Annotated in this window: 19 protein-coding genes and 1 tRNA gene; 13 read left to right on the top strand and 7 right to left on the bottom strand. The window is 57.6% G+C overall.

What is annotated here, in order from left to right:
* The first annotated feature begins 142 nt into the window (after positions 1-142).
* Positions 143-331 (top strand): hypothetical protein, encoded by a 189-nt coding sequence (locus tag J7380_RS03800; protein ID WP_209194550.1) that lies wholly within the window; start codon positions 143-145, stop codon positions 329-331.
* 47 nt (positions 332-378) lie between these two features.
* Here J7380_RS03800 and J7380_RS03795 read toward each other — a convergent pair whose 3' ends face one another.
* Complete coding sequence (locus tag J7380_RS03795; protein WP_247742362.1) at positions 379-897, bottom strand: outer membrane beta-barrel protein; 519 nt, start codon at positions 895-897, stop codon at positions 379-381.
* Positions 898-1,311: 414 nt separating this feature from the next.
* Here J7380_RS03795 and J7380_RS03790 point away from each other — a divergent pair, with 414 nt between their 5' ends.
* Positions 1,312-2,856: a trimethylamine methyltransferase family protein gene (locus tag J7380_RS03790; RefSeq protein ID WP_209194548.1), complete on the top strand. Its 1,545-nt coding sequence runs from the start codon at positions 1,312-1,314 to the stop codon at positions 2,854-2,856.
* Between the two features lie 300 nt (positions 2,857-3,156).
* Here the strand turns inward: J7380_RS03790 and J7380_RS03785 are convergent, their stop codons facing one another.
* The gene (locus tag J7380_RS03785; protein WP_209194547.1) at positions 3,157-6,771 is read right to left on the bottom strand and encodes a vitamin B12-dependent ribonucleotide reductase; all 3,615 of its coding nucleotides are present in this window, start codon (positions 6,769-6,771) and stop codon (positions 3,157-3,159) included.
* A gap of 558 nt (positions 6,772-7,329) precedes the next feature.
* On the opposite strand from J7380_RS03785, the gene J7380_RS03780 reads away from it, so the two are divergent.
* The gene (locus J7380_RS03780) at positions 7,330-7,740 is read left to right on the top strand and encodes a hypothetical protein (protein WP_209194546.1); all 411 of its coding nucleotides are present in this window, start codon (positions 7,330-7,332) and stop codon (positions 7,738-7,740) included.
* A 7-nt stretch (positions 7,741-7,747) separates the two neighbouring features.
* Here J7380_RS03780 and J7380_RS03775 read toward each other — a convergent pair.
* From J7380_RS03775 to pdxH, 4 genes are all read right to left on the bottom strand, one after another.
* Positions 7,748-7,824: transfer RNA gene (locus J7380_RS03775), tRNA-Pro, on the bottom strand.
* Between the two features lie 43 nt (positions 7,825-7,867).
* On the bottom strand, positions 7,868-8,335 hold the full coding sequence (locus J7380_RS03770) for a DUF192 domain-containing protein (RefSeq protein ID WP_209194545.1): 468 nt from the start codon (positions 8,333-8,335) through the stop codon (positions 7,868-7,870).
* A gap of 6 nt (positions 8,336-8,341) precedes the next feature.
* Complete coding sequence (locus J7380_RS03765; RefSeq protein WP_209194544.1) at positions 8,342-8,869, bottom strand: cold shock domain-containing protein; 528 nt, start codon at positions 8,867-8,869, stop codon at positions 8,342-8,344.
* Between the two features lie 121 nt (positions 8,870-8,990).
* On the bottom strand, positions 8,991-9,596 hold the full coding sequence (pdxH, locus tag J7380_RS03760) for a pyridoxamine 5'-phosphate oxidase (RefSeq protein WP_209194543.1): 606 nt from the start codon (positions 9,594-9,596) through the stop codon (positions 8,991-8,993).
* Positions 9,597-9,732: 136 nt separating this feature from the next.
* On the opposite strand from pdxH, the gene fabI reads away from it, so the two are divergent.
* From fabI to trpE, 5 genes are all read left to right on the top strand, one after another.
* Positions 9,733-10,539 (top strand): enoyl-ACP reductase FabI, encoded by an 807-nt coding sequence (fabI, locus tag J7380_RS03755; RefSeq protein ID WP_209194542.1) that lies wholly within the window; start codon positions 9,733-9,735, stop codon positions 10,537-10,539.
* A 5-nt stretch (positions 10,540-10,544) separates the two neighbouring features.
* The gene (gpt, locus tag J7380_RS03750; protein WP_170354285.1) at positions 10,545-11,054 is read left to right on the top strand and encodes a xanthine phosphoribosyltransferase; all 510 of its coding nucleotides are present in this window, start codon (positions 10,545-10,547) and stop codon (positions 11,052-11,054) included.
* A 67-nt stretch (positions 11,055-11,121) separates the two neighbouring features.
* On the top strand, positions 11,122-12,297 hold the full coding sequence (locus J7380_RS03745; RefSeq protein ID WP_209194541.1) for an aminotransferase: 1,176 nt from the start codon (positions 11,122-11,124) through the stop codon (positions 12,295-12,297).
* Between the two features lie 79 nt (positions 12,298-12,376).
* Entirely contained in the window at positions 12,377-14,218 is a 1,842-nt protein-coding gene (locus J7380_RS03740; protein ID WP_209194540.1) for a peptidyl-prolyl cis-trans isomerase, read from the top strand.
* A gap of 11 nt (positions 14,219-14,229) precedes the next feature.
* Positions 14,230-15,741, top strand: coding sequence for an anthranilate synthase component I (gene trpE, locus J7380_RS03735; protein WP_209194539.1), 1,512 nt, complete (start codon positions 14,230-14,232; stop codon positions 15,739-15,741).
* A gap of 35 nt (positions 15,742-15,776) precedes the next feature.
* Here trpE and J7380_RS03730 read toward each other — a convergent pair whose 3' ends face one another.
* The gene (locus J7380_RS03730) at positions 15,777-17,276 is read right to left on the bottom strand and encodes a divergent polysaccharide deacetylase family protein (RefSeq protein ID WP_209194538.1); all 1,500 of its coding nucleotides are present in this window, start codon (positions 17,274-17,276) and stop codon (positions 15,777-15,779) included.
* Between the two features lie 193 nt (positions 17,277-17,469).
* Here J7380_RS03730 and J7380_RS03725 point away from each other — a divergent pair, with 193 nt between their 5' ends.
* The 5 genes from J7380_RS03725 to glp are packed head-to-tail and all read left to right on the top strand — an operon-like array spanning position 17,470 to position 21,518.
* Positions 17,470-18,051, top strand: coding sequence for an aminodeoxychorismate/anthranilate synthase component II (locus tag J7380_RS03725; protein WP_170756363.1), 582 nt, complete (start codon positions 17,470-17,472; stop codon positions 18,049-18,051).
* Positions 18,048-19,067 carry an anthranilate phosphoribosyltransferase gene (gene trpD, locus J7380_RS03720; protein WP_209194537.1) on the top strand — a complete coding sequence of 340 codons (1,020 nt, stop codon included), beginning with the start codon at positions 18,048-18,050 and terminating at the stop codon, positions 19,065-19,067. The genes J7380_RS03725 and trpD overlap by 4 nt, the downstream gene beginning before the upstream one ends.
* A complete protein-coding gene (gene trpC / locus J7380_RS03715) occupies positions 19,064-19,876 on the top strand; it encodes an indole-3-glycerol phosphate synthase TrpC (RefSeq protein ID WP_209194536.1) in 813 nt (270 codons plus the stop codon). Before trpD ends, trpC begins: the two co-directional genes overlap by 4 nt.
* A complete protein-coding gene (gene moaC / locus J7380_RS03710; RefSeq protein ID WP_170354293.1) occupies positions 19,876-20,349 on the top strand; it encodes a cyclic pyranopterin monophosphate synthase MoaC in 474 nt (157 codons plus the stop codon). The genes trpC and moaC overlap by 1 nt, the downstream gene beginning before the upstream one ends.
* Positions 20,346-21,518: a gephyrin-like molybdotransferase Glp gene (gene glp, locus J7380_RS03705; protein WP_209194535.1), complete on the top strand. Its 1,173-nt coding sequence runs from the start codon at positions 20,346-20,348 to the stop codon at positions 21,516-21,518. The genes moaC and glp overlap by 4 nt, the downstream gene beginning before the upstream one ends.
* The last annotated feature ends 73 nt before the right edge of the window (positions 21,519-21,591 follow it).

The following is a 21,591-nucleotide window of genomic DNA, read 5'->3' as shown; positions in this document are numbered from 1 at the left end:
GATGAACCTGTCCGCACGGCAAAGCCATACGGGCTGTTAAGCAGTTCCCGGCACGGACCTGCTGCGCGAAACAGTGGCTCCGTTCCGCCGCAGACGGGCTCTGGCAATCGAAATTTCACGCGCGCAGACCACGGTAGGCAAAATGCCCGCGCAAGGCGCGATGTACCTGATGCCGGATGTGCATGCGACTGGCCTCAGCGATCTAGAGCTCGCAAATGCGCTGCTGGATACACATCGCATCGCAGTAACGCGTGGCGAGAGATTTGGCACTGCGGCTACAGGATACATCCTAGGGCGCGCGTTTTTCCTATGCTTCGCAGACCATCTGTGATTTCGCGAAAGATCTGGCCAACCAGCACGCCAGTTGAATAGCAGTGCTTAGAACCGGAAGGTCGTTCGTAGGTTAAACACATTAGAGTCCAACCCGCCGTCTGAACGGGTCACATCGTCAAAGTTCTGACGCAAAGCCTCACCACTGATGACAAATCTATCGGTGACCGGATAGGCAACACCGATTCCGTAGACCGCAGCTGTGTCATTTTCGACCGAAGAATCTACTCGTGCGGCCCCCACAACTACATACCCAAGCGCAGATCCGAAATCGTACCCGCCACGCAGTTTCACGCGGGTCATGCTGTCCAGGCTACCTTCGTTCTGACCCAGATTCAAAGACAGCCGATTATACTCAAGCTCGCCTCCCAGAACGAAATTCCCGAAATCGTGATCATATCCGACATGAGGACCAAAGCTAGAATCACTACCGCTTGCGCCGTTCGGGCCATCTGCATCCGCATAACCAAAGCTGAATCCTGCATAAGCCCCGCTCCAATCCTCGGCAAAAGCCGGGATGGTGCCGGTCAGTGTCATCGCGACAATGATGGGCAGCAGTTGGTTCATTAGACTACAAAAGCCTTTCATCAAAACATTCGAGTATTCTTTTCAGAGTGCCATACAACTGGAAGCCAATCGTTAAAAATCAATTGAGATCACGAATTGCTGTTAAATAAGTGACCGAAGTATAACAGATTTCCAGACCAAGCGGGTAATTTCTTTACCCAGGGTAATCTATGCGCTGAAAAACTGAGGTTTGTTTCGCTTTTGGTCGTCGAAGTCGCAAACAGGACAGAATGAGCCGGTTCGACTTGGAACACTGTTCGCTACAAGGTGAGGACCTGCATGCACAGTGACGTTTGGAAGATCCGGCTGATCAGCCGCACCATCGGTGCGGATCGTGGTCGCGCGGCCCGAGGGCGACCAGTCCGGGATTGAACCGCCCTAAGACCACTCGCAACTCACCAATCGGACTTTGATATGAACGAACAATCCCGTACCTCTTCTCGCAGCGGCGGTCGCGCCGCACGTCGCGCGGCCCGTGCCTCGGCCCTTCCCGAACACTTGCGCCCTGTTCGCCCTGGCCTGGAAGGCGGAACACTGAAACCGCTCACGCCTCGGCAGGTTGAACAAATACACGAGGCCGCGCTGACTGCGCTTGAAACGATCGGGCTTGCGGACGCGCCGCAAAGCGGGATTGACTATCTGGTCGGCGCTGGATGCACCTTGGGCGACGACGGGCGCATTCGCTTTCCGCGAGCGCTGGTAGAAGACACGATTGCCAATGCCAACCGTTCCGTTACCCTGCACAGCCGCGATGGGCAGATGGATCTCGATCTGGCCGGCACACGCGTCCACTATGGCACCGCGGGTGCTGCTGTCAGTATGGTCGACGTCCACGGTCGGGAGTATCGGGACTCGACCGTTCAAGACCTGCACGATGCAGCGCGGATTTGTCAGCAACTGGATAATATCCATTTTGTTCAACGCCCTATGGTGTGTCGTGACATCACGGACAACATGGAGATGGACCTGAACACCGTCTACGCCGCCTGCTCTGGCACGTTCAAACACATCGGCACGTCGTTCACAGAGCCCAGCCATGTCGCCCCAGCGGTTGAGATGTTGCACATGATCGCAGGCGGAGAGGATAAGTGGCGCGAGCGACCATTTGTATCGAACTCGAACTGTTTCGTTGTTCCTCCGATGAAATTCGCCACCGAAAGCTGCGAAGTGATGGAGGAGTGTATCAAGGCTGGAATGCCGGTACTGTTGTTGTCCGCAGGTATGGCCGGTGCGACGGCCCCCTCGACCATAGCGGGCGCAATCACACAGGCCACCGCCGAATGCCTGGCAGGACTGGTTTATGTAAATGCCGTAAGCCCCGGCGCGCCTGCAGTTTTTGGCACCTGGCCATTTGGGTTGGACCTGCGAACCGGCGCTATGTCCATAGGCTCGGGCGAGCAAGCCCTGCTGACTGCCGGATGCGGACAAATGCACCAGTTCTATGATCTTCCCGGCGGCGCGGCGGCCGGCGCATCGGACTCGAAAATGCCAGATATGCAGGCCGGTTGGGAGCAGATGTGCTCGAATGTTATGGCGGGATTATCTGGCGTGAATATGGTGTACGAGGCCGCTGGAATGCACGCCTCATTGCTGGGTTTCTGTTTTGAAAGCCTGATCCTGGGGGATGACATTATTGGACAGGCGCAGCGCTGTGTTCGTGGGATCGAAGTCACGGATGAAACGCTGGCGCTCGACCAGATCGCCGAAGTCTGCATGGGCGGCCCGGGCCATTACCTTGGCACCGATGCAACGCTAAGCCGAATGCAGGCGGATTACGTGTATCCGACTTATGGCGACCGCACGTCACCCAAAGAATGGGCCGAGTTGGGAAAACCTGACCTGATCGCCAAGGCCACGGCCCGGAAAGAGGAAATCTTGTCCGCGCCGTCACCCGCACGGTTCGATCCCATGCTGGACGCGGCCCTTCGCGAGAAATTTAACATTCACTTGCCAACGTAACTACATGAAAAAAAGGGGGCTGAGGCCCCCTTTAAGTTTCGCCATCCAGGCTCATATCGTTGACCGCCCGGTGTTTTTTTGCCTGCGGCCTGGACTGCGCATGGGACGAGCGCACCCGCCCCGTGAGAGAGTGGGAAAGAGCAATATTCCGCCCCACCCTGTTCCCGGCCGACACGGGCATGTCGGCCGAGTGGAAAAAGGCATCGTCGGTAAGTCTCGGCGCCTTCTTCCGTATTCGTCGGGACCGGGCATTCGGGGGAAAGCCCAGGTCCCTACACCCCGCCTGACGGGGCGTTTGCCTCAGCTACACCCGCTGGTCGCACCGCAGGTGTTGCATTTCATGCAGGTGCCATTGCGCACCAGCGTGTAGTTTCCGCATTCGCCGCAGGGATCGCCCTCGTACCCTTGCATCTTGGCTTTGGTGCGGGCGTCCATACCTGTCGCAACTGCGGTTTCAGCAGGCGCTTCGAACACGGCGGCAGGTTCCGCCATCCCGGTCGCATCTGCTTGCGGTGTGAACACGGCCAGATCCTGCGGCAACCGCTTACGCAGATACCCGGTCGAACTGATTTGCTTCAGTACTTCCAATGACTTGGAAGCGGCTGTTTCACTGATCTCGGATACGTTCGAGACGCCCTCTTCCTCGCCCCGGCCGATATCGTCAAAGGCAGCGCCTTCGGGCTTCACATGGGCCAGATCAGTGCGGTCCAGATAGGACACGGCCAGTTCGCGGAAGATATAGTCCAGGATCGACGTCGCGTTCTTGATCGAGTCGTTGCCCTGCACCATCCCCGCCGGTTCGAACTTGGTGAAGGTGAAGGCATCCACGAACTCTTCCAGCGGCACGCCGTATTGCAGGCCGACCGAGACCGCGATGGCAAAGTTGTTCATCATCGCCCGGAAGCCAGCGCCTTCCTTGTGCATGTCGATGAAAATCTCACCCAGCGAGCCGTCCGAATACTCACCCGTCCGCAGATAGACCTTATGGCCGCCCACGATGGCTTTCTGTGTGTAGCCTTTCCGACGCTCGGGCATCTTCTCGCGGTGCGAGCGGACGATTTCCTTGACGACCACCTTCTCGATGACCTTCTCGGCCAACACGGCAGCCTTTTCGGCGGGCGAGCCGCTTTCCAGAACCTCGGCCGCTTCGTCATCATCCTCGACCAGTGCGGCGGCCAGAGGCTGCGACAGTTTCGAGCCGTCGCGATACAGCGCGTTGGCCTTCACTCCCAGCGACCACGACAGTTCATATGCCTTCTGGCAATCCTCGATGGTCGCGTCATTCGGCATGTTGATCGTCTTGGAAATCGCACCCGAGATAAAGCTCTGCGCCGCTGCCATCATAGTGATGTGGCTATCAACCCCAAGGAAACGCTTACCTTTCTTGCCGCACGGGTTGGCGCAGTCGAAGATGGAATAGTGTTCCTCTTTCAGATGCGGCGCGCCTTCCAGCGTCATGGTCCCGCAGACGTGATCGTTCGCCGCTTCGATATCCGCGCGGGTAAAGCCCAGATGACGCAGCAGGTCGAAGGTCGGGTCATTCAGCTTGGTCGCCGGGATGCCCAGAACACCGGTGCAGAAATCCTCGCCCAGCGTCCACTGGTTGAAGACGAACCGGATGTCGAAGGCGCTTTCCAGCGCGGCGTCCACCTTGGCCAGCTCATTCGGGCCAAAACCGTGGCCGGTCAGTGAGGTGTGGTTGATCCCCGGCGCGTTGCCGATGGTGCCATGACCGACCGCGTAACCCACGATCTCTTCGATCTGCGCCGAGGAGTAGCCCAGCTTCTCCAGCGCCGACGGCACCGAACGGTTGATGATCTTGAAGTAACCGCCGCCCGCGAGCTTCTTGAACTTGACCAGCGCAAAGTCCGGCTCGATCCCCGTGGTGTCGCAATCCATCACCAGACCAATGGTGCCGGTCGGCGCGATCACAGTGGCCTGCGCGTTGCGGTAACCGTTCTTCTCACCAAGGCTCAGCGCCTCATCCCAGGCCGACATGGCCAAATCGACCAGACGCTTGTCGGGGCAGTTGCCGTGGTCCAGAGGCACCGGCTTGACCGACAGCTTCTCGTACCCCTCGGTCACACCCTGCGCGGCGCGGCGGTGGTTGCGGATGACACGCAGCATGTGGTCGGCGTTACGCTCATAACCTTTGAAAGCACCCAGCTCACCGGCGATTTCAGCCGAGGTCGCATAAGCCACACCCGTCATGATCGCAGTCAGCGCGCCACAAATCGCCCGGCCCTCATCCGAGTCATAGCTGTAGCCCATGTTCATCAGCAGACCGCCGATATTGGCATAACCCAGACCCAAAGTACGGAAGTCATAAGACAGTTGCGCGATTTCCTTCGACGGGAACTGCGCCATCGTCACCGAGATTTCCAGCGTCAGGGTCCATAGACGTGAGGCGTGCATGTAGTCCGCCGCCTGAAACTCACCATCCTTGAGGAAGGTCAGCAGGTTCATCGACGCCAGGTTACAGGCCGTGTCATCCAGGAACATGTATTCCGAACACGGGTTCGAGCCGCGGATTTCTCCATCTTCGGGGCATGTGTGCCATTCGTTGACGGTGTCGTGGAACTGGATGCCCGGATCGGCGCAGGCCCATGCGGCATGTCCAACCTTTTCCCACAGATCGCGCGCCTTGACCGTCTTGGCGACCTTGCCATCGGTGCGGTTAATCAATTCCCAATCGGCGTCTTTCTCAACGGCGGTCAGGAACGCGTTGGTCACGCGGATCGAGTTGTTCGAGTTCTGACCCGAGACCGAGCTGTAGGCTTCCGAATCCCAGTCCGTATCATAGGTGGGGAATTCGATGCTGTCGTGACCCTGCCGCGCGTAATCCAGCACCCGCTTGATGTAAGTCTCGGGGATTGCGACCTTTTTGGCCTCGCGCACCGCGGTTTTCAGGCTGTCATTCTTGTTCGGATCATAGGCGTCATCGGCGGCACCGTCCCACGAGCGGATGGCCCCGAAAATGCCGTTCAGCATCTTCTCGTGCATCTTCGATCCGGCAACGATCGAGGCCACCTTCTGCTCTTCGATCACCTTCCATTCGATGAATTGCTCGATATCGGGGTGATCTGCATCGACGATTACCATCTTTGCTGCTCGACGGGTTGTCCCGCCTGATTTGATCGCGCCAGCGGCGCGGTCGCCGATCTTGAGAAAGCCCATCAGGCCCGAGGATTTGCCGCCACCCGACAGCGATTCACCTTCGGCGCGCAGATGGCTGAAATTGGTCCCGGTGCCCGAGCCGTATTTGAACAGGCGCGCCTCGCGCACCCACAGATCCATGATGCCGCCTTCGTTCACCAGATCATCATCGACGGACTGGATGAAGCACGCGTGCGGCTGCGGATGTTCGTAAGCGGATTTCGATTTGGTCAGCTTGCCGGTTTTATAGTCGACATAGTGATGCCCCTGCGCCGGGCCGTCGATGCCATAAGCCCAATGCAGACCGGTGTTGAACCACTGTGGCGAGTTCGGCGCGGCGCGCTGGGTCGCCAGCATATAGCGCATCTCGTCAAAGTAGGCGCGCGCGTCTTCCTCGGTCGAGAAATAGCCACCCTTCCAACCCCAATAGGCCCATGCGCCTGCCAGACGGTCGAAAACCTGTTTGGACGAAGTCTCACCTTCGAATTCCGCGCCATCCGCCGGAACCGAGCGCCACAGGAATTCAGGTACATCCTTTTCCTTGACCTTCTTCAGCTTGGACGGAACACCCGCCTTGCGGAAATACTTCTGAGCGATGACATCGCTTGCCACCTGGCTCCAGCTGGAGGGCACTTCGATATCGTCCAGACGGAAAACAATCGTACCATCAGGGTTACGGATTTCTGACGTTGCCGAAACAAAGTCCAACTCCGCATAAGCGTCCTGTCCTGATTTGGTGAATTTTCTGTCAATCTTCATGTCCGCCGCCCTAGATTCAATCACTTGTCCTTGTCGCCTCAAGTTCGAAAAAGCGAACCTTTGGCCGTGCCAGAAAATCGGGCGCAAGGAACCGTTCGCTGCCGATGGCAACGAAATTCCGTTTCAACGGTTGCACGTAACTATGATGTGCGTTCCGACCCTCGCCCTGTGCCACCCCCTGGATTTTCTACCAGATTTAGTAGCACCACATTCGGCCCATACAATTTGGCGTATTCAGCCATAGATCGTCAACGTCATTTTTCCGTCATTTTTGAAATCTTTTTTGTTGACCGGGTAGTAACGTCGTCGTGAAACGGGGTGTTTCCCGATTCCTCCACAAGTTCATCCACCGGTATTGGTCAGTCGCCGACTAAATCCAATGCGCAATTAACTGTGATTTCCGGCACAGTTATCGGCATTTGATAAACCTGCGTTAAGGTATTTAAACTGAAACAGAATCAGCACAGCCCATTTCGGGCAAGCACATCCGGGCATACCGCGCCAAACGCTAGATCGAGGATACAGGAATTGATACCCAGGCTTGGAATCCTATCCCTTATGGGCCTGATCGTGGCGTGCACAGCACAAGATGTGCCCACTCCAACCCGCAGCGCACAGTTTCAAGACTATCCAAAGCGTCTGTTTGATACGTTCGAAGTCAGCTGTAGCGGTCCAGGAGAGCAGTTCGAACGGGTCGGGAATCAAGTGTTCGAATGCACCGAGCTTTTGCCTCCGGACACGACCGCTTATCTAATTCTCAATTACGAGGGATATCCTCAGGACTTGCCTCAAAGCGTCATGCGCCTGACATCGACCAAAAACACTGCTGGCTATAGGATCGATGCCGAAGTGTTTTTTAATGTCCCCCAAAGGACAGGTCCGCCCGTGCAGGTGCCGGTTGAAAGCAAGACTCTGGATAAAGCGCTAATTGCGCTCTATCAGGCAATGGGTGGATCACCAACATTGTAAGAAGAAATGGTCGGGGCGGCAGGATTCGAACCTACGACCCCCTGTACCCAAAACAGGTGCGCTACCAGACTGCGCCACGCCCCGGACCGTGCGCCTTCCTAAACGCGCTGTTCTGATTTGAAAAGCCCTAACAGGGCCAAATTGCAGGTCCTTGTGAAAAAACTTCGTGCCGCATCTGAGTTCCGGGCGTGATCAGGTAACGTTCGGCCAGCCCTGCATTGATTTCCAGAACCGCATAGACCGAATCTCCCCCCTCAATCGGAGTCAGGTCGCCAGGAATGGCGTTGCTGTGGACATGTACAACCGACCCACTGCGATCCAAAAAAATCATATCCAAAGGAATCAGCGTGTTTTTCATCCAGAACGCGACGGGCTGAGGCGGATCGAAAATAAACATCATCCCAGCCCGTTGGGGCAAAGACTCGCGGAACATAAGACCCTGCGCTCTTTCCTGAGGGCTTACAGCCAGCTCGATATCGAAACTGACCTGGGATTTGTCATTTTTTAGTGTGACCCGGTCGGGGCTGCATGCGGCAAACGCTGAAGTCGTCCAAAGAACTGCAATCGTTGTCAGAACCGCCAGCCGCCCTTTCATGGTGATTCAGTCGTCCAGCGCCGCTTCCCAGGCCATGACCTGAGCCGCCATACGTCCGCGTTTTCCATCGATGACACGCATCGCAAGCGCTTCTCCGGGTTGAAGGTCGGCCAAACCTGACCGACGCAGTACCTCGATATGCAGAAACACATCCTCACCGCGACCAAAGACGTTGGCAAACCCGAATCCCTTGCCTTTGTCGAACCATTTGACCCGTGCCGCCTCAAGTGGCGCTTGGGCGATCTGAGCCGGGTCAAGTTCCGCGAAGTCCGCCAACATCATTGAGTCGGCTCGCGCAGGCGGATCGACGCTGATCACTTCAACCGCCTGAACACCCCGATCGGTGCGGTGAGTCATAATCTCGATACCCGCGCCATCAGCCACTGAACTTTGCCCGAAATTACGCAACACGTTCACGTGCAACAGAATATCAGGACCGCCTTCGTCAGACACAACGAACCCGTAACCTTTGGCGGGGTCGAACCATTTTACGTGCCCGCGAACGCGGTACATGTTGTTCAGATCTTCTGGCACGGTGTTTCCATCGCGAGTTTTTTCAATTTGTTAAGGGTCCGATGTGTATGGGATTGGCACACAAATTCAAGCCGAAAAAACCCTTTGATCTCTGAGTGTTGCATTTCACGATACGCGAAAGTCATGGATTCAACCTTTGCACTTGCCACCCAGAGCCCGCTTGATCGCGCCGCCATTGGAACCTGTCATGCAGCCGAAACGCACCATCGGCCCAGAATTCTATTTCGTTTGGTTCCAGCCTATATCCGCCCCAAAACGGCGGACGCGGAGGGTTCGGACCCAGTTTTGCCGTAACTTTTGCAACTTCAGCCATTAAGGCCGATCGGCTGCTCAGGGGGCGTGACTGTTTCGAAGCCCAGGCCCCAAGACGACTTTTGAGTGAGCGGGACGCATAGTACTCGTCAGCCTGCGGCCCGGTTTCACGCGTAATTGTACCACGAACTCGGATTTGACGCCGCAAAGATTTCCAATGCATCACGAAAGCTGCCTTGCCAGCGCTGTCCAGCTCTGCTGCCTTTGCACTTTCATAGTTTGTATAGAACACAAACGCATCCCGCTCGATCTCTTTGAGAAGGACCATCCGCACATTTGGCATGCCATCTGAGTCCACGGTTGCTAAGGCAATCGCGTTTGGATCATTTGGTTCACTGCCCTTGGCGTCCTCCAGCCACCGAGTCGCGATTTCAAACGGATCGGTGCCAGCAAAAATGCCGTCTCTTTCACTCATTTCCATCCCCTGGAAACTCTTGTTAACCACACTACGGCCAGAACCCGCCACGAGCAAGAGCACACGGCCTTGATGCAGGCCATCCAATGGCATAAACCATCCAGACATAATGCGAAGGACAGGCGGAGAACCGAACATGTCAAATCAGTTGATGGCCGGCAAGCGCGGCCTCATCATGGGACTGGCCAATGACAAATCAATCGCATGGGGGATTGCCCGCGCATTGTCCGACGCGGGGGCCGATCTTGCATTCTCATATCAGGGCGACGCGCTTAAGAAACGAGTTGACCCTCTGGCCGCTCAGCTTGGTAGTGAGATTGTGCTGCCTTGCGACGTCAGTGACGAAGAGTCGATTGACGCGTTGTTTGCGGCGCTTGAAGAGAAATGGGGAAAACTGGACTTTGTAGTTCACGCCATTGGCTTTTCGGACAAAAACGAGCTTCGCGGTCGGTACGTGGATACGTCTCGTGCCAACTTCAAACTCACCATGGACGTTTCGGTCTATTCTTTCACAGCGGTGATGCAACGCGCCGAGAAGATGATGACCGACGGCGGCAGCGCGATCACGCTGACCTATTACGGGGCCGAGCAGGTCATGCCGCATTATAACGTCATGGGTGTAGCCAAGGCGGCACTGGAAGCGTCGGTCAAGTACCTCGCCGAAGATCTGGGCAAAGACGGTATCCGCGTCAACGCAATCTCGGCCGGCCCGATCAAGACGCTGGCCGCCAGCGGCATTGGCGATTTCCGCTATATCATGAAGTGGAACGAGTATAACTCGCCCCTGCGTCGCAATGTCTCCATCGACGATGTTGGCAATTCGGCCTTGTACCTGTTGTCCGACCTCAGCGCTGGCGTGACCGGTGAAAACCTGCACGTGGATTCGGGTTATCACATTGTCGGTATGAAGGCCGTCGATGCACCAGACGTTGAGAAGGGCTAACACCGATGAGCGCCAAAGACCGCCTACCCCATGAAAAAGGCTTTCATATCAGTTGGGATCAGATTCACCGTGACTCCCGTGCTTTAGCCTGGCGTCTGGACGGGCAAGGCCCCGATGACGGCGCGTGGCGCGCTGTGGTCGCAATCACTCGCGGCGGCATGGCGCCTGCTATGATCGTCAGCCGCGAGCTTGATATACGCACCGTCGATACAATCAGTGTTCGCTCATACCACCACCAGGAACAAGGCGAGGCGGAGGTTTTGAAAGCCCCCGATGCTCAGTTGATGGGCGATGGTACCGGCGTGCTGATCGTTGACGATCTGGTCGACAGTGGAAAAACGCTTGAATTGGTGCGTGCGATGTACCCAAACGCGCATTTTGCCACCGTTTACGCGAAGCCCAAGGGCCGCCCGATGGTGGATACATTCATCACCGAGGTCAGCCAGGATACCTGGATTTTCTTCCCTTGGGATATGGCCCTGCAATATGTCGAGCCCTATCGCGGCACGGACTGATCCGTAGCCTCTTCCGCCGAAAATACTTGGGAATGCGAGGCAACGCCTCGCAAAATGCAGCCACGCCATGACACAGACCCGCACCAGCGCCACTTTTCCTCCTCCGGTCATGGAGGCGCGTCGCTGGCTTGAAGGCGTGGACTTCCCCGAAAACCGCCCCCTGATCAATGTCAGCCAAGCGGCCCCTGTTGACCCGCCGCCACTGGCCTTGCGTCAGGCAATGGCGGATTTCGCGGTCAATACAGATTCAGCGCATTTATATGGCCCCGTTCTGGGTAATCCTGACCTGCGCGAGGCGCTGGCGACACAGATCAGCCAGCACTATGACGCCGAAGTACAGCCATCCCAGGTGGCGATCACCTCGGGGTGCAATCAGGCTTTCGCCGCGGCGATCTCGGCGCTGACTGAAGAAGGGGATGAGGTTCTCCTGCCAACCCCATGGTATTTCAATCATAAAATGTGGCTTGATATGGCCGGGGTGACGGCGGTCGACTTGCAAACCAATGACGACCTTCTGCCTGACCCCGGCGCCGCCCGAGCGCTGATCACGGATCGAACACGCGCAATATCATTGGTTACTCCGAACAACCCCGGCGGTGTGGAATATCCATCCGATCTGGTCCAAGCCTTTTACGACCTCGCCCGCGAAACCGGCATCCGGCTGCTGGTCGACGAAACATACCGCGACTTCGACAGCCGCAGCGGTCCGCCGCATCGCCTGTTCAGCCAACCCGACTGGGATAAAACGCTGGTTCACCTGTATTCCTTTTCCAAAGCCTATCGGCTGACCGGCCACCGCGTCGGTGCCATCGCGACCAGCCCCGACCTTTTGGCCGAAATCGAAAAGTTTCTGGATACGGTCGCCATCTGTCCCGGCCAGATGGGGCAGTTTGCGGCGCTCTGGGGAATGCAAAACCTGTCCCAGTGGGTCGCGGGCGAACGGGATGAGATCCTTGACCGCCGTGTCGCCATACAAGAGATGCTGCCGCGCCTGACCTCAAAAGGCTGGCGCCTGTTGGGGCTGGGCGCTTATTTTGCCTATCTCGAACACCCGTTCGACATACCTTCGGACGTATTGGCGCAAAAACTGGTTTCCGAGGCAGGCATTCTGTTGTTGCCGGGAACGATGTTCATGCCCGGCACAGACCCGGCTGGAAAGCAGCAAGTCCGAGTGGCTTTTGCCAACCTGAACCGCGCCGGACTGGCGCAATTGTTCGACCGGCTCGAAGCGTTGACCTTCTGAGCTTGCCCCTCGGCGGCGCGCATCGTATTCAGGGCCGCAACCGACAGGGCAGACCTTTGCCACAAAACAAGAGGGCACCATGGCCGCAGGCGTAAAAAAGCTATCGAAGACCTTTGTCTGGATCCTCATGGGCCTTTTGATGTTGGGGCTCGCAGGGTTTGGCGCAACCAGCTTGTCCGGCACAGTGCGCACAGTCGCACAGGTTGGGAACGAAAGCGTCTCGGTCGATGAATATGTCCGCGAGCTGCAACGCGAAATCCGCGCCGTGGAACAACAGACCGGTCAACCGTTGCAAATCGCGCAGGCACATGAATTCGGGTTGGATCAGTTGGCACTGTCGCGCCTGACGGCGCTGGCGTCGCTCGACAATGAAGTTGGGCAGCTGGGCATCTCGATCGGGGACGCAAACCTGCAACAGGAAATTGTCGCAATCCCGGCCTTTCAGGGGATCGACGGGAACTTTGACCGCGACGCCTATGAATTCCAACTGGATCAGGTCGGAATGTCCGATGCCGAATTCGAATCCGACCTGCGCAAAGAGTCGGCTCGAACCATCGTTCAGGGTGCGGTCATGGGTGGTATCGAAATGCCTGAAACCCTGACGGATGCGATGATGAACTTTGTTGGCGCGCGACGCAGCTTTACAGTGGCAACGCTGGGTCCGGACGCACTGGCAGCGCCGATTGCAGCACCAACAGACGCGCAAATTCAATCTTATTACGATGAAAACGGGGATCTGTTCACCCTGCCCCGCACCAAAAAGCTGACATATGCGATCCTTTCTCCGGAGATGTTGCTGGACAGTGTAGACGTCGACGAAGACTCGGTCCGCCGTCTGTATGACCAGCGCGCTGACGAATATCTGCAGCCCGAACGCCGTCTTGTCGAACGCCTGCCCTTTGCAGATGAAGCCGCCGCCGAAGCCGCCAAAGCCCAGCTTGAGGTTGGCGGAACAACCTTCGAGCAATTGGTGCGTGAGCGCGAGCTTGAACTGAGCGATGTTGATTTAGGCGACGTCACCCGCGACGATCTGGGGGACGCAGCCGACGACGTCTTTGCCGCCGATCTGGACGCCGTGGTCGGCCCGCTTCCGTCCTCTCTGGGGCCGGCTCTGTTCCGCATCAATGGATCGCTGGCTGAAAACAACACCTCATTCGAAGACGCGGCTCCGGCCCTGCGCGAAGAGCTGGCCGCAGATCGCGCGCGCCGCCAGATTGAGGCGCAAGCCGAAGACATCAACGACCTGCTGGCAGGTGGTGCCACGCTGGAAGAGCTGGTCGGCGAAACCGAGATGGAACTGGGTCAGATCGACTGGACCACGCAAAGTGAGGACGGGGTTGCGGCCTATGATGGGTTTCGCACTGCTGCACAAGCCGTGAACGAGGGCGATTTCCCCGAGGTCGCGTTCCTGGAAGACGGTTCGATCTTTGCGATGCGCCTGAATGAAGAATTGCCTAGCCGCCCCGAACCGCTGGACAGCGCGCGCGACCGCGTGATCGCCGCATGGACTCAGGCCGAGACGAACAAGGCGCTGGAGGAACAAGCCGCAACTGTCCTTAAGCAGCTTGAAGGCGATGGCGATTTCACCGCAACGGGTTTGCCTTTCCGGGTCGAGAACGCCCTGACGCGTACAGCATTCCTTGAAGATGTTCCTGCCGATTTCATGGTTCAGGTGTTTGAAATGGAGCCTGGCGAACTGCGTGTTGTTTCCGGTGAGGGCACTGCCCTGATCGTCCGTCTGGAAGAGCTGCTGCCCCCCGATGACACAGACGAACTGCGACAAGCCCGAGAGGCCCTTGCCGCGCAGTTGGACCAGGCGTTGGCACAGAATATTTTCGACGCTTTTGTCCGCGATGCGCAGGTTCGTGCCCGACCAACCGTGGACCAGCGTGCCCTGAATGCCGTTCAGGCGAGCTATTAAAAGAGACCAAGATGGCCCTTACCCCTGAGTTTGACAGTTTCGCCCGCGCCTACGAGGCTGGCGAAAATCAGGTAGTCTATACGCGCCTTGCGGCTGATCTGGATACGCCCGTGTCCCTGATGCTCAAGCTGACGGGCGCACAAAAAGACGCGTTCATGCTGGAATCAGTTACCGGCGGAGAGGTACGCGGGCGCTATTCGATCATTGGTATGAAACCGGATCTGATCTGGCGCTGCCAGGGCGACGTGTCCGAGCTGAACCGGTCGGCGCGTTTCGACCCCGAGGCGTTCCAGCCTCAGGATGGCAACCCGATGGATAATTTGCGGGCACTGCTGGCTGAAAGTCGGATCGCTCTGCCCGATGATCTGCCACAGGCTGCCGCCGGGCTGTTTGGTTATCTGGGTTATGACATGGTGCGCCTGGTCGAGTATCTGCCAGACGTGAACCCTGACCCTCTGGGGCTACCAGATGCGGTGATGTTGCGTCCCTCGGTCGTGGCCGTTCTGGACGGCGTCAAAGGTGAGGTGACCGTTGTTTCCCCTGCATGGGTCAGTGAAGGTCAGTCCGCCAAAGCGGCTTATGCCCAAGCGGCCGAGCGCGTGATGGATGCCGTTCGCGATCTGGAACGCGCCATGCCCGCCGAAACCCGCGATCTGGGCGACGCATCCGAAGTGGCCGCGCCTGTCTCGAACTTCACCAAGTCGGGCTATATGGAAGCGGTCGAGAAAGCCAAAGACTATATCCGCGCAGGCGATATCTTTCAGGTGGTTCCGGCCCAACGGTGGACGCAGGATTTTCCGCTGCCGCCTTTTGCGCTGTATCGGTCATTGCGCCGCACGAACCCGTCGCCCTTCATGTTCTACTTCAACTTTGGCGGCTTTCAGGTCGTGGGCGCCAGCCCCGAGATTCTGGTGCGTGTCTTTGGCAATGAGGTCACGATCCGCCCCATTGCAGGCACCCGTCCCCGTGGCGCGACCCCCGAGGAAGACAAGGCAAACGAAGCCGATTTGCTGGCCGACAAGAAGGAACTGGCCGAGCATCTCATGTTGCTGGATCTGGGCCGCAATGACACGGGCCGCGTGGCTAAGATCGGCACCGTGCGACCCACCGAAGAATTCATCATCGAACGCTACAGCCACGTGATGCACATTGTGTCGAACGTGGTCGGCGAACTGGCCGAAGATAAAGACGCGCTTGATGCGTTCTTTGCCGGGATGCCTGCAGGCACGGTTTCAGGCGCGCCCAAGGTCCGCGCGATGGAGATCATTGACGAATTGGAACCGGAAAAGCGCGGTGTCTATGGCGGCGGGGTCGGATATTTCAGCGCAGGCGGAGACATGGATATGTGTATCGCCCTGCGCACAGCGATTGTGAAAGATCACAAGCTGTATATTCAGGCCGGTGGCGGTGTTGTCTATGACAGCGACCCCGAGGCGGAATTCATGGAGACCGTGCACAAGTCCAATGCCATCCGACGTGCGGCTGCTGATGCTGCGCGCTTTACGGGACCGGGTAACAGCTGATCAAACGGCTGGCCAAACCGGCCAGCCATACGGGCTTATTGGACGGCCTGTTTCATGACGGCGGAAATCGGTGCCATGGCCACACGCCCTCCCCGGTCTTCAAGGGCCCAGACAAGCAAGGCCGAGATGGTGTCAGGGCGCAACCGTCCCAGCATGACAACCGACCCCTCCTGCCCGGCCCGGAATGCGGCCTGATCCAGAAAGCGGCGCATGATCTTTGGGTCCTGACGTGCGCCGTCTATGTCTCGGAAAATCACGCTGGACGGCGTCCCATTGCGGGCAGCCAGCTTTTGAACCGTGTTGAGGCCGTTGTCCTGGGTGATCAAGCCACGGCCTGTCCCGGCAGCAATAGCGGCAACCTGATCAGCCAGCTTGCGATTGCCCTGAATGCCTGTCTCGACCCCTTCGAGAATACCGACCGTTTCTGGCAAGGTCTGCAACCATACGGCCATTGACACCTCGGCATCCTGCGCACTGGCGGTTTCAGGAAGATCCGCCATCGCAAGAACCTCGAAACCTGCAGAGCGATGTCTGGCCATCTTGTCGGCGGCTTCGGGATCGGACGGGCTGACGGCAAAGCTGATCGGATACGGGAAATCCTGCAACGCTTCGGCGCCATAAGCGCCTTCGTCATCAATCAGGATAATTGACATCAGCGGTTTCGCGTCGGGGTTATCGAATTTGGCCGCATAGGCTTCGATCGGTTTTCCCGGCACCGCAGTCTGACCTGATCCGTCCTGATCAGCCAGAGCGTTGTCCCGTTCGGTCAGCGGGACAACGCGCCGACCAACCGTTAAACCCCCTGCGCCGTTTTGGTCGCCACCGATCTGTGGAACGGCTGCGATGCGCGGCAGAGAGCGGTTGAGATCCGTTTCATCACCCTCGACCGCGATGGGGTTTTCTTCAGGCAAATCTTCCTTCGGCTCGAGCGCGGCAATTTCCGGCAAAGGCTCTGCTTCTGTGCTTTCCGGTTCAAAGTCAGGGGCCGGTTCCGACTCGACAGCCTGGGATTGGTCTGGTTCCGACTCGACAGACTCAGGCTGGGGCTGTTCGACAGGTACTTCTAGTGCAGCGACTTCCGGGGCTGGAGGAGCTGGGGGCTCCTCGATCAACTCGGGCTGCCCTTCGGCAATAGGCGTATCTGGCAAAACTGCAGGCGCTTGCGGCTGAACAGGTGCCTCACTCGTCACTGCCACCTCATCAGGCTCGACAACGGCTGCCTCTTCGACAACAGGCGCGGATTCGTTGACCTGCGGCTGATCATCCGGAGCCTCTTCAATTTCGGAAAGCCCTGCCAGCGTATCTGCTTGTTGATCGGTTGGTTCAGGCTCTGCCGCGGGCAAAGTGACCAAATCGGCATCCGCAATGGCTTCGGGTTTGTCTGCCTCGACCTCGGGTACTTCGCTTGGTGCAGGTTCGGGTGCAACATCCGCAACAACGGGTTTGCGTGACAGGGGCGTGGTTAGAGACAACGCCGCTCCCAACAGCATTATCACGACCGCACCTGCGATCATCCCTCCTAGAAATCCGCCCATTCTAATTGCCTTTCGACTAATTCCTGCTTCGATTGCCTGCGCCGTCTTCTGCGACACTCACCCGCAAGCGCGTATGGAACCGGATGTCCTCTTGACGCTGCCTCGCAAGCCTGAGCATGTATGTCCCGACATTATATCGCGGCTCGGGGCTGTATCGCCAGTCCCAAATGCCCAATCCGAGACAAGTGCCCAAATGCTGCTGCTGATCGACAACTACGACTCGTTTACCTACAACCTGGTACACTATTTAGGCGAACTTGGTGCCGAAATGGTCATTCGGCGAAATGACGCGCTGGATGTGCAAGAGGCCATGGCCATGAACCCGGCTGGAATCCTTCTTAGCCCCGGACCATGCGACCCGGATCAGGCCGGGATTTGCCTGGCGCTGACACAGGCAGCTGCTGAAACCCAGACCCCCTTGATGGGCGTTTGCCTTGGGCATCAGACCATCGGGCAAGCATTCGGCGGTGACGTTATTCGGTGCCATGAGATTGTGCACGGCAAGATGGGCACCATGCATCACACTGGGAAAGGTCTGTTCGCCGGGCTGCCTTCCCCCTTCGAGGCAACCCGGTACCATTCGCTGGTGGTCGACCGAACCACCCTGCCCGATTGCCTGGAAATCACAGCTGAGCTGGAAGATGGGACGATCATGGGCCTGCAACACAAGCAGCTGCCCATTCATGGCGTTCAGTTCCACCCGGAGTCGATTGCATCCGAGCACGGCCATGCCCTGCTCAAGAACTTCCTGTCCGAGATGAAAGTCCCCGCATGAGCGACGTATTGAAACCGCTGATCGGTACTGCTGCCGATCGGCCTTTGACGCGCGCCGAAGCCGAACAGGCTTTTGGCATCCTCTTCGATGGCGCCGCCACACCCAGCCAGATCGGCGGTCTGCTGATGGCGATGCGAACCCGAGGCGAGACGGTCGAGGAATATGCGGCGGCGGCGGCAGTGATGCGGGCCAAATGCAACGCGGTAAATGCGCCGGACGGCGCGATGGATATCGTCGGCACAGGTGGCGATGGCAAGGGAACGCTGAATATCTCTACCGCAACAGCCTTTGTCGTCGCAGGCGCGGGAGTCACAGTTGCAAAACACGGGAACCGGAACCTCAGTTCGAAATCCGGTGCGGCCGATGCGTTGAGCCAGATGGGTATCAACGTGATGGTCGGGCCAGAAGTCGTTGAAAAAGCGATGAAAGAGGCTGGTATAGGCTTTATGATGGCCCCCATGCACCATCCGGCCATTGCCCACGTTATGCCAACACGGCAGGAACTTGGGACACGTACGATCTTTAACATTCTGGGGCCACTTACAAACCCGGCAGGAGTGAAACGGCAATTGACGGGCGCGTTCAGCCGCGAATTGATCCGTCCGATGGCCGAGACGCTTGGCCTGCTTGGTGCCGAACACGCATGGCTGGTTCACGGGTCCGATGGCACCGACGAATTGACCATCACTGGTGTCAGCTGGGTTGCCTCATGGGAAAACGGCGGTGTGCGCGAGGTTGAACTGCATCCAGAAGATGCTGGCCTGCCAGTGCACCCGTTCGAGGACATTCTGGGCGGAACACCTGAAGAAAACGCTGTTGCCTTCCGCGCCCTGCTGGATGGCACTCCGTCCGCGTACCGGGACGCAGTCCTTTTGAACTCTGCCGCTGCACTGGTGGTGGCCGACGCTGCAAGCGACCTCAAGGACGGGGTCGAGAAGGCCGCGCACAGCATCGACAGCGGCGCTGCCAAAGAAAAAATCGCGGTTCTGGCCCGCATCACTCAGGAGGCCGCATGACCGAGACGGTTCTGGACAAGATCAAAGCATACAAGCTTGAGGAAGTCGCATTAGATAAGGCCAATAAGTCTTTGGAAGATTTGGAGGATGAAGCCAAGTCTGCGTCTGAGGTGCGCGGTTTTGCGACAGCACTGACCGCCGCCGCGCGATCCGGCTATGGTCTGATCGCCGAGGTGAAAAAAGCAAGCCCTTCAAAAGGTTTGATCCGCCCGGATTTTGACCCTCCGGTACTGGCAAAAGCCTACGAAGATGGCGGCGCAACCTGTCTGTCGGTTTTGACGGACACGCCCAGCTTTCAAGGGGCCAAAGAATACCTGACGGCGGCCCGCGCAGCAACGTCATTGCCTGCGCTGCGTAAGGATTTCATGTACGACCCGTATCAGGTTGTCGAAGCTCGCGCTTTGGGCGCCGACTGTATTCTGATCATCATGGCCTCGGTCGAAGATGAACAAGCCGCCGAGTTGGAGCAAACGGCCTTTGACTGGGGCATGGATGTCCTGATCGAAGTGCATGACGAGGCCGAACTGGAACGCGCAACCAAGCTCAAAAGCAGTCTGATTGGGATAAATAACCGTAATCTCAAGACGTTTGAGACAACTCTTGATACAACGCGCAGGTTGTCTAAACTGGTGCCCGGCGATCGGACTATTGTTTGCGAAAGCGGTCTGAGCACGCCTGCCGACCTAGCCGACATCGCCCGCTATGGCGCACGGTCCTTCCTGATCGGCGAAAGCCTTATGCGGCAGGACAATGTTACTGCGGCGACGCGAACATTGCTGGCTAACCCTTTGATCCCCGGAGTAATGTAATGTCACTCACTCACTTTGATGCGCAGGGCCAAGCCCACATGGTGGATGTGTCCGATAAGGCGGTAACGGACCGGGTTGCCGTGGCGGCTGGACACATCAAGATGGCGCAGGAAACCTTTGATTTAATATCAGAAGGGCGTGCAAAAAAGGGTGATGTGCTGGGCGTTGCACGTCTTGCTGGCATCATGGGCGCGAAAAAAACCCCTGACCTGATCCCGCTGTGTCATCCTTTACCCGTGACTAAAGTTGCTGTCGAATTGACGTTGGACCCCGATCTGCCGGGCGTTCAGATTGAAGCGACCGTCAAGACCTCGGGTCAAACAGGTGTAGAGATGGAAGCGCTGACCGCGGCCTCGACCGCAGCCCTGACGGTTTACGACATGACCAAGGCTGTCGACAAAGCAATGGAGATCGGCGGCATAAAAGTTTTGCTTAAAGATGGCGGTAAATCCGGCCGTTACGAAGCGAAATGATCACTGTCGAAGACGCTCGGGCCCTTCTGTTTGGCCTGGTTGACCGGCTGCCTGCAGAAACCATTTCACTCTCGCAAGCGGCCGGTCGGATTTTGGCGCAGGACGTTGCGGCCAAGCGCGATCAACCTCCGTTTGCGGCATCTTCGATGGATGGATACGCAGTCAAGTCATCCGAAGTCGAACTGCACGCAATGTTCAAAGTCATCGGCGAGGCCGCCGCTGGGCGCAGGTATTCTGGTCAAGTTGGCGCTGGTCAGGCAGTTCGCATTTTCACCGGAGCCCCCGTGCCAGACGGCGCAGATTTTGTCGTGATCCAAGAAGATACAGAACGCAGGGATGATCTGATTACAATCACGGACATGCCCGGCGACAAGACCAACATTCGACCCAAGGGTGTTGATTTCAAATCCGGCACAACGATCTCTGCCCCTCGTCGCATCCGCCCCGAGGATGTGGCCCTTATGGCCGCAATGAACATCCCCGAGGTTCCCGTCGCCCGCAAGCCGATCGTTGCACTGATCTCGACCGGAGACGAATTGGTCATGCCGGGCGATACGCCTGGCCCTGATCAGATCATCGCGTCAAACACCTTTGGTCTCAAGGCGTTGCTAGAAGATGTTGGTGCAGAAGTTCGCATTCTGCCCATCGCGCGCGACACAGTCGCTTCGCTTGAAACAGCCTTTGATCTGGCAACAGGCGCTGATCTGGTCGTCACGATCGGAGGAGCCTCGGTCGGGGATTATGATCTGGTGTCGGACGTATCCGCCAATCTCGGGATGGAGCGGTCATTTTACAAGATACGCATGCGTCCCGGAAAGCCGCTGATGGCCGGGCGGCTTGGTAAGGCTGCAATGGTTGGGTTGCCGGGAAATCCTGTCAGCGCAATGGTTTGCGGCTATCTCTTTTTGGTACCAATGGTACGCCGCATGGTGGGGCTGACCGAGGCTTTGACACCGTTCCAAACGGCTAAACTGGCTGCCCCGCTCGGCCAAAATGGTCCGCGCGAACACTATATGCGCGCCATTCTTGACAATGATGGCATACGGGCTTGCGACGATCAGGATAGCTCGCTTTTAAGCGTCCTGGCTCAGGCAAATGCTTTGTTGGTTCGGCAGCCGAATGATCCGGCGCGGCCTGCTGGCGATGAGGTCCTGTACCTACCGATTTAGCAAAAGCTCAAATCCGTTGACACAAAACGTGAACATGCGTAGAACAAAAGAAAACGCATGACCGACGAGGTGT

This window comes from Ruegeria sp. R8_1 (assembly GCF_017743815.1).
Lineage (GTDB): Bacteria > Pseudomonadota > Alphaproteobacteria > Rhodobacterales > Rhodobacteraceae > Ruegeria > Ruegeria lacuscaerulensis_A.
The sequence above is the reverse complement of the archived record's forward strand: the minus strand, read 5'-3'. Positions and strand labels throughout refer to the sequence as shown.